Below are 8,396 nucleotides of genomic sequence, written 5' to 3'. Positions count from 1 at the left end.
GCCGAGCTCGGACCGAGCCGGCGGGTCGGGAGGTTCGGGGCCCGGCACGCCGGACGTCGGGCGGCCCGCTGGTCACGGCGGGCCCGGGACCAGCGGGGACGGCACCGACCGGGACCGCACCGGGCTGCCCGGACCGGTCGACGTCGTCGCACCCCAGCGCCTCGACCCACCGACCACGCCCGCCCCGGACCCGTACCGGCCCGCGCCACCCCAGGGCGCATATCCCACGTCGACGGCACCGGGTCCCGATCCGCTCGGCACCCGCGTCGACCTCGGGCGCCAGTTCGGCGAGCGGACCCGGGCGCAGCCGCTCCTCCCGCCGTCGGCCCGTGGCCCCGGGTACGGGGAGCGCCTCCCCGGCGGGACGGGGTCCGGTGGCGGGCGGCCGTTCGAGCCGTTCGGTCCCGGCACCCGCTCCACCGACCCGGCCTGGTCCGCCCGTCCCGGCGAGACCACCGGACGGGGCGCCGGCCCGAGCGGCTACGGCCCGATGGCCGGCGGCGCGGGCAGCCGCGACGCCCAGGACCACCGCAACCGCTATGTCGTCCCCACCGACGAGGTGTTCGACATCGAGATCGCCGCGACCGACGCCGTCCTGGCACCCGAGGAGCCCCACCGATGATCGACTGGAACCGCGCCACCGTCCTCACCGCCGCCGAGTTCGACGTCGCCCGGGACCTCCTCGACCTCGGTCGCAACCCCGCGGTCCTGGAGCTGCTCAGCCCCGGGTTCACCGACGTCGAGCGGGCCCGCGTCGTACGGGGGTGCCTCGACACCCTGGCGGCGCGGGGCCTGTTCACCGGCACCGTGTTCGAGCCGAACCTGGTCGACGACCTGCGCACGGTCGTCGCACCGGAGTTCCAGCACGACCTCGTGGTCGCACCACCGTCGTGGCAGCGTGCGCTGGTCGCGCAGCGGGCCGGGCGCGCGGTGCTGGCCACCCGGATCGACGACGACGTCGCGCTCGTGCGCGTCCGACCCGACGACGCGGCCGCCGTCCTGGTCGAGCTGCTCGGTGAGGTCGTACCGGGCCCCGGTGTCGGGGTGCAGATTCCCGTCACGGTGCTGGGGGAGGCCGTCGAACGCGCCGACGGCGACGCCGACCGGCTCGTCCACGAACTCCTCCGGCGGGGCTGCACCGCGGCCGAGGCCGAGGTGCTGCGGCGGATGGGGCGGACCGAGGGCGTCGCCCAGCTCGGCGCCGGGCGCAAGGGACCCGACCCGTGCCGCGCGCCGGGTGTCCTGCTGGTGCACGCCACCCCGGACGGCTGCTACGTCCAGCGGCGCCCGACCCCGGACGGCGTCGGCGGCCCGCTGCCCGACGACGCCGTGGTGCACGCCGGAGCGGCCGACGCGACGTACCTGGTCCGTGAGCTGGACCGGCTCGCCGACGCGGCCCGCCGCCGTCGCGCACCGGTCGGGGCGCACCGGACCTGGTGACGGGCAGCTCGGAACTCGCTTACCGGGTAAGCGTGTTCAGCGGGGAAGGTGTCCCTGCCGCGCGCCGGTGCGAGCGGCGGACCCTCCGGGATCAGCGCAGGACGACGGTCCCCCGCGGCACCTGCCCCGCCGACGCCGGCGGCACCGTGTCCGGCACCTCCACCCGGACCGGCAGCGACCCGGATACCACGCGGTCGTGGACGTCGCGGTACTCGAGATCCCCGTCGGGACCCAGCTCGGTGACGTAGCCGTGCGTGGCGAGCTGGGCGTCGTCGAGCTCGGTCAGGGGCTCGGCGCGCACCGCGGACACCACGTACTCGGGCCAGACGACGTCGGGGTAGGCCTCGTGCAGGTCGGTGAGCAGCCCGACGAAGACCTGCTGCCAGCGCAGCGGCATCGACTGGGCCAGTGAGCGCGGCACGACGAGGTGGTCCGGGCAGGCACCGGGCGCCGCGGAGTCGAGGTAGTCCGAGAGCGGGGAGCGCATGCCGCCCATGATGGCGCCTCGACCCCGTTCAGGCCGGGTTCGGCGTGGTCCCCGGCCGGGTGGCGAGCGGCACGAGGTCGCTGAACTCCCACGGAACGGGCTGCACCCGGACCGGGTGGTCCTTGTTGGGTGCCTCGACCATCTTCCCGTCGCCGATGTACATCGTGACGTGGTAGATCGTGCTCGGATCCGACGGGTCGTGGGCGTAGAACAGGAAGTCGCCCGGCGCGACGTCGCGCACCGGCAGGTGCCCGCCGGACTTGTACTGGTCGCGCGACACCCGCGGGATCGTGAGCCCGGCGGCCTCGTAGGCACGCATGAGCAGGCCGGAGCAGTCGTAGGCGTCCGGGCCGGTCGCGCCCCACACGTAGGGCTTGCCGAGCTCGCCGAGCGCGAAGCCGATCGCGGCGCCGGCGACGCCCGGGGGCAGCGCGCCGGTCGTGCCGGGGGCGCAGCCGGTCGGGTTGGCGACGTCGCCGATGTTCTGGACCAGCGACGCGGCCAGGCCCTCCCACTTGGCATAGGCGTCGGGGAAACCGGAGCGCTGGACCTTCTGGGCCGCCACCGTCACCGGCAGTGAGTCCCAGCCGGGCACCTCCATCAGCCGCTCGTAGAAGATCCGGCTGCTGTAGACGGGGTCGGTGACCTGAGCGGGGGTCCCCCACCCCTGCGACGGACGCTGCTGGAACAGCCCGAGCGAGTCCCGGTCCCCGTAGTCGATGTTGCGGAGCGTCGACTCCTGCATCGCCGTGGCCAGCGCGATGAGCCAGGCCTTCGGCGGGAGCTGCATGTCCTTGGCGACCGAGATGATCGCGGCGGCGTTCTGCTTCTGCTCGTCGGACAGCGTCTCGAAGGTGGCTCCCCCGCCGCCGCGGCCGACCGTCGCCGTCGAGATCCCGGTGTCGCACCAGGCCGCGTTCGACCGGCCGCCACCGAGGTTGGGGCTGAACGCGAGGAAGCCGACCGTCAGGAACAGCACCAGCGCCATCCCGATCGCGACGAACGGCAGCAGCAGCCGCAACGGCCGCAGCGCACGCGTCAGCGGGGTGCTCATGCCCGGTCGTAGCGGGACACCTTCCAGCCCGCTTCGGTGTCGACGATCAGGATCCGCAGGGTCAGCGTGTCGGTCGGCACGGTGACCTCGATGCTCTTCGGCGCGACCCGGGTCGGGGTGGCCGGCCCGGTGACCCGGGAGGCGGGCACGTTCGACGGGTCGACGCTCGCGAGCACGCCGAGGAACTCGTCGGTCGTGTACGGCCGCAGCCCGGCGACCCACTGCTGGGAGGTCATCCCGTCGGGGTGGTTCACCCAGGCCGACGCCCACACCCGGGCCGTCTCCAGGGCCTGCTGCGGTACCTGCGACACCGGCAGCGCCTCGGGGGTCAGCTCGGGCACCGGCGGCAGCAGGGTCGGGGTGGGCGTCGCGGAGACCCCGGACGACCCGCTGTCCCACCGGTTGCCGCCGGAGCCGCCCCCGGCGACGAGCCCCCCGGACGCCGCACCGCCGGAACCTCCGAGCGAGACCAGCCCGAACACGAGTCCGCCCAGGACCACCACCGTCACGGCGAGCCGGACGGGAGAGCGCAGCGGCCACTGCCACACCGCGCGGTAGGCGCCGGCACGGCCGCGGGAGGACCTAATCGGCACGGTCACCGCCGGTGTGCGCCGCCCGCGGGCGGTAGATCTTGTAGACGGGCACGCCGTCGACGAGCTCCGGGGGCACCGGGGCCGGGTCGCCGGGGCGGCGGGGGCCCGTGTCGTCGCGGCGGTAGATGGAGCGGTCGTCGACCTCGCCGGGGTCGACCCGCGTCGCGAACCCGGTGTCGGGCCGCCCGGACACCCCGACCGGCAGCGCCCCGCGGCGTGGCTCGGCGATCCGGGCCGCCTGGGGGGAGGGCACGTCCGTCGCCGCGCGACGACGGACCCGGGCCCCCGGCCCGGCCGCGGTCTCGGCCTCCGGGCGCACCGCGCCCGGGTCGCCGGACCCGCCGTGGCCGCCGCGCTCGGACCACCAGCGGGACTGGCGCTCGTCGGCGTCGTTCGGGCCCCGCATCCGGTTCCAGACGCGCGAGACCGGGCCGCCGTTGATGCCGGGGACGATCCCGCCGAACTGCTCGCGGGTGAGCGTCACCATCGACACCAGCCGCCGGAACGGTCGCGCGACGGCCCACAGCACGAGCGTGACCACACCGGTGACCAGCAGCGCGAGCCACAGATCGACCCCGGAACCCGGGGCGAACAGCGACACGACCAGCAGCGCGTGCAGCCCGGCCAGCGCCCCGACGACCAGCGTGTTCACGATCGCCGCGCCGCCGATGCGCAGGATCGCCGGGATGACGTCCGGTTTCAGCAGCGCGACGACGGCGATCGCCGGCGCCGTCACCACCATCAGCCGGATGATCAGCAACGCGACCAGCACCAGGACCTTGGACAGCAGCTGGAACAGCGCGATGCACGCGGCCTGGATCAGCGCGAGCGTCCCGGCTCCGATCCGGCTGCCGGACGCCCCGGTGAAGTACGGGTAGCGGTCGCCCATGCGGTCGGCGATCGCGGCGTACTCGCTCTTCTTGCGCTCGGCCGTCTCACTGGTGTCCTCGCCGCGGTCGATCTCGTCGATGGTGAACGCCTGGGCCCGCAGCAGGTCCCGTCCCAGCTCCTGGGCCTGCGGGACATCCGGTGCGCCGAACGTCCCACGCAGCCAGTTCTGGTAGGCCACCTGGTCGACGAGCACCGTGGGGAGGGTGTCGCGGGTGCCGAGCCCGACCTGCCCGAGGAAGCCCTCCTGCATCTGCGTGACGCCGTCGAGCAGCAGGTTGTCCGCCGCGCGGGACCAGTCGACCGGTGCGAGATAGGCGGCGGAGCCGATCATCAGCGCCAGCACCGCGATGCCGGTGCGCTGGGCCTGGCGCGCGAGCTCGCCGCGCATCGCCAGCAGCAGCACGATGATCGCGAACCCGAGCAGGCCGAGGCCCACCCAGGTGGTGAACACCGTCTCGTACATCGCCCGGGTCGCGGTGGTGATGACCTGGTCGAGCGGTTCGAACAGCGACCCGCCGTCGGCGATCAGGTAGTGCGCCCAGTTCACCCCGCCGACGGTCAGCTTCGCCAGGTTGAAGACCTGGTTGCCCAGCCAGGTGTCGGTGGTGACCGAGGGGTTCAGCACGCCCGACGCGGCGCAGCCCAGGTCGTAGTTGTGCCAGACGAGTCCGGCGTAGCCGACCTCCTCGTAGACGCTGCCTGCCTCCCCGTGCAGCGCCGAGGGCCGGTCCAGCGAGCCGACCAGCCCGGTGCCGGGGCGGTCCGGCTCCGGCGGGGTCTTGCAGTCCAGCGCCTGTGCCATCGCGGGCGAGCCGAGCAGCAGTGTGCCGCCGGCGATCGCGGTGACCACCAGGATCGCCGTCCGCCGGCGACGGCGCCGGGTGGTCCCCGGGGTGTCCGGCCGGCGTGTGCGGCGGGTCCTGCGCACCGACACGACGACGGCCGCGAGCAGCACACCCAGGACGACCCAGATCCCTGCGCCGCCGGACGGGTCGAGCCCCGCCGTCACCGTCCGTCCCCGTCGGGGGGCGTGGGCGGGACGTGACCGTTCGTGGGAGCAGCTCCCTCCGAGGACACGCCGTGCGGGGTCGTCGCGGAGGGCTCGTCGACGATCCAGTCGTCGTCGAGTTCGTCGAGCAGGTCGAGCTGCTCGTCGTCGTAGAGCTCCGCACGCCCGACGGCGGCGTCGGTCGCGGCGACCGACACGACCTGCACCCCACCGGCGCGGATCCCGCCGGCCAGGACCGGGTCGGCGTCGCCGGGGCCGATCCGGGTGTCGGTGGTCAGGTCGATCTCGTCGCCGTCGAGGTCGGGCACCGCCACCGGGGCCGGGGCGCGGCGCGCGGGCAGCGGGCTCGGCTCGTCGGGGGCGGTCATCTCCGGGTGCCCCGACCCGGTGAGCGCCGGTCCGCCGGGCGGGCGCGGCGCGACGACCCGGGCGGCGTCGGGGTTGGTGTCGAGCGCTTCGCGGACGTGCTCCAGGTGCGGCGCCTCCAGGTCGATGCGCACCTTCTCCACACCGCCGTGGCCGTCGGCGAACACGAACTGGCGGGGCGCGTCGTCGGGCCGGTCGTCGTGGCGGGGGCGCGGGGACAGCGTCCCGAGCATCTCCTCGTAGCCGACACCGGTGGGCACGCGCAGCAGCCGCAGCGCCTCGGACTGGGCCTCCTCGTCGTCGGTCCGGCCGACGAACACCGCGTTGACCAGCGACGCGAAGCCCGACACCCGCAGCAGGTCGCCGGCCAGCTGGGAGGCGAACAGCGCGCGGACGTTGAACTTGCGGGAGTCGCGGGCGAGCCGGTCGATGAGGACCTTGCCGGTCGGCACCTGGGACAGGAAGTGCGTCTCGTCGAGCGCGACGCCCTTGCGGAGGTTGCGGTCGGCGTCGTAGATCGTGCGCTGGGTCAGCCAGGACGCCAGGTTCAGCAGCTCGACGCCGAGCGACTCGTTGTCGGTCCACTCCTCGCGCGGGCTGCCCGGACGCGGCAGCGACAGGCCCTGCATCGTCAGCACGGTGAGCCGGTAGTCGCGGTCGGCCTGCCAGGGGTCCGCCCGGGTCTCGTCGGGGAACAGCAGCGCGGCCTGCGGCAGCTCGCGCCGCTCGTCGAGGAAGTCCGCGACGACGCCGGCGTGGTCCTCACCCTCGGTGGCGTGCCTGCGCAGTGCGTCGATGACCATGCCGGGGTGCCGGTCGGGCGAGCCGCCGACCTCGCGCACCGCCCGGAGCAACACGATCCGGGTGTGCGGCTGGCGGGCGATCTCGTAGGGCAGCAGCCCGGACAGCACATCGAGCACCAGGCGGCGACGGGTGGCCGCGGCCAGCGAGCGCTCCCGCTTCCAGGCGCGCTCGGGGTCCTCGTCGTCGAGGAAGTGGTCCGGGCGCGGCTCGGCGACCACCCGGTACGGGTTGAGGATGCCGGGATCGGCCCGGAGCAGGTTGATGTGCCGGGAGAACGGCGCCAGCTCCGGCAGCCGGGTCAGCTCCGCGAGCGGGCCGGACGGGTCGAGCACCGTCCAGCGGGCCCCGGCACGCAGCGTCTTGTAGACGACCAACCCGGTGAGGAACGACTTGCCCGAGCCCAGACCGCCGACGATCGCGGTCAGGCCGGACGCCCGTCGGACCTCCTGGGCCAGCCACGGGTCCCAGGCGACCGGGCGCCGGGTCGCGGTGCAGGTCTCGCCGAGCATGATCCCGCGCCGGTCACCGACGCTGGCCGTCGCGGCCGGGACCGCCGCCGCGGCCCAGGTGACCGACCCACGTCGGCGGTAGGCCGTCGCGGCCAGCGGCTCGCCGGGGATGAACTCGCGGGCGTAGCGGTACTGGGCCTCGGGGTGCTCGATCTGCACCTTGGGCCGGTACAGGTCGACGACCTGCTGGGCGCGGGTGGTGGCCTCGGCCTCGTCGCGGCCGGAGACCGCGATCCGCCACCAGCCGTAGAGCCGGGTGTTGAGCTGGGTCAGCCCGGTGGTGAGCTCGTCCTCGACCTCCAGGACCCGGTCGGCCTGGCGCGCCAACGACATCGGCGGGTCGAGGTCGTGGTCGTGGGTGTAGTGCCGGATCTGGCTGCGCACCTTGCCCATCTGGCGCTGCAGCTCACCGGTGACGTCCTCCGGGCGGCGCACGTAGATCCGCGCGGACCACTCGACCGGGAACGGCAGCCGATCGGAGTGCTGCATCCACGGGTCGTCGATCTCCGGAATGCGCAGGCCCTCCATCAGCCCGACGCTCAGCACCGCGACGTTGCGGGTGACGGTCTGGCTGCGCATCCGCCCGACGACCTGCACGGTCGGCGCGTACGGCTCCTGGTGGAGGTCGACGCCCTCGGTGAACGCGGCCAGGTCCTCCGGCTCCCAGGTCGACACCCCGCGCGGCACCGAGGACAGCCCGCGCGGCGCGGGCAGACCGAGCGCGACGGAGCGGTGCATCAGCCAGGCCATGTCCTCGGCGCTGGCCGGGACGGCGTCGAGCCCGGACCCGGCGACGAGCACGTCGAGGTGGTTCACCTCGGACTCCAGCGCGGCGAGCTCGGCCCGGACCGCGGACGGCACGAGCCGGTCCAGGACGGGCGCGGCGCGCTCCACCCAGCGGTCGATCAGCCCGCGGCCGGAGACCTCGATACCGAGGAAGACCTCCTTGTCGGCCATCGACAGCCCCATGAGGTGGCGCTGCTCGCCCTCCAGGAAGCCGTCCCAGCCGAGCGCGCCGGGCACGTCGGGCATCCGGCCGATCGCGTTCTGGTCGAACGACTCGGCCCACATGTGCACCGGGTACGGCCGGGTGGTGACGCGCAGGTGCAGCCAGCGGCCCTGCAGCTCGCCGAGCTGCGCGGCGATCTGGCGGATCAGCACCTCGCGCTGGTTGTCGCTGCGGAAGCTCCACGCCTGCGCCGCGAGCCGGTACCAGGCCATGACCTGGCCGTTGGTCCGCGTG

General features: G+C 74.5%; 6 protein-coding genes and 1 pseudogene. 2 read left to right on the top strand and 5 right to left on the bottom strand.

Annotated features, from left to right (window positions below; translation table 11 throughout):
- Both FVA95_RS30935 and FVA95_RS21465 read left to right on the top strand, forming a co-directional pair.
- Positions 1-622 (top strand): annotated as a pseudogene (locus tag FVA95_RS30935) (hypothetical protein); the annotation flags it as partial.
- Positions 619-1,440 carry an ESX secretion-associated protein EspG gene (locus tag FVA95_RS21465; protein ID WP_149665771.1) on the top strand — a complete coding sequence of 274 codons (822 nt, stop codon included), beginning with the start codon at positions 619-621 and terminating at the stop codon, positions 1,438-1,440. The pseudogene FVA95_RS30935 and the gene FVA95_RS21465, both read left to right, overlap by 4 nt.
- 91 nt (positions 1,441-1,531) lie before the next feature.
- Here FVA95_RS21465 and FVA95_RS21460 read toward each other — a convergent pair whose 3' ends face one another.
- The 5 genes from FVA95_RS21460 to FVA95_RS21440 are packed head-to-tail and all read right to left on the bottom strand — an operon-like array spanning position 1,532 to position 8,374.
- Positions 1,532-1,927, bottom strand: a complete 396-nt coding sequence (locus FVA95_RS21460) for a hypothetical protein (RefSeq protein ID WP_240051650.1) — start codon at positions 1,925-1,927, stop codon at positions 1,532-1,534.
- Positions 1,928-1,955: 28 nt separating this feature from the next.
- On the bottom strand, positions 1,956-2,981 hold the full coding sequence (locus FVA95_RS21455; protein ID WP_149665769.1) for a C40 family peptidase: 1,026 nt from the start codon (positions 2,979-2,981) through the stop codon (positions 1,956-1,958).
- Positions 2,978-3,574, bottom strand: coding sequence for a hypothetical protein (locus tag FVA95_RS21450; protein WP_240051649.1), 597 nt, complete (start codon positions 3,572-3,574; stop codon positions 2,978-2,980). Before FVA95_RS21450 ends, FVA95_RS21455 begins: the two co-directional genes overlap by 4 nt.
- Positions 3,564-5,474 (bottom strand): hypothetical protein, encoded by a 1,911-nt coding sequence (locus tag FVA95_RS21445; protein ID WP_149665767.1) that lies wholly within the window; start codon positions 5,472-5,474, stop codon positions 3,564-3,566. The genes FVA95_RS21450 and FVA95_RS21445 overlap by 11 nt, the downstream gene beginning before the upstream one ends.
- The gene (locus tag FVA95_RS21440; protein WP_240051651.1) at positions 5,471-8,374 is read right to left on the bottom strand and encodes an ATP-binding protein; all 2,904 of its coding nucleotides are present in this window, start codon (positions 8,372-8,374) and stop codon (positions 5,471-5,473) included. Before FVA95_RS21440 ends, FVA95_RS21445 begins: the two co-directional genes overlap by 4 nt.
- Positions 8,375-8,396 lie beyond the last annotated feature (22 nt).

This window comes from Pseudonocardia sp. EV170527-09 (assembly GCF_008369905.1).
Taxonomy (GTDB): domain Bacteria; phylum Actinomycetota; class Actinomycetes; order Mycobacteriales; family Pseudonocardiaceae; genus Pseudonocardia.
The sequence above is the reverse complement of the archived record's forward strand: the minus strand, read 5'-3'. Positions and strand labels throughout refer to the sequence as shown.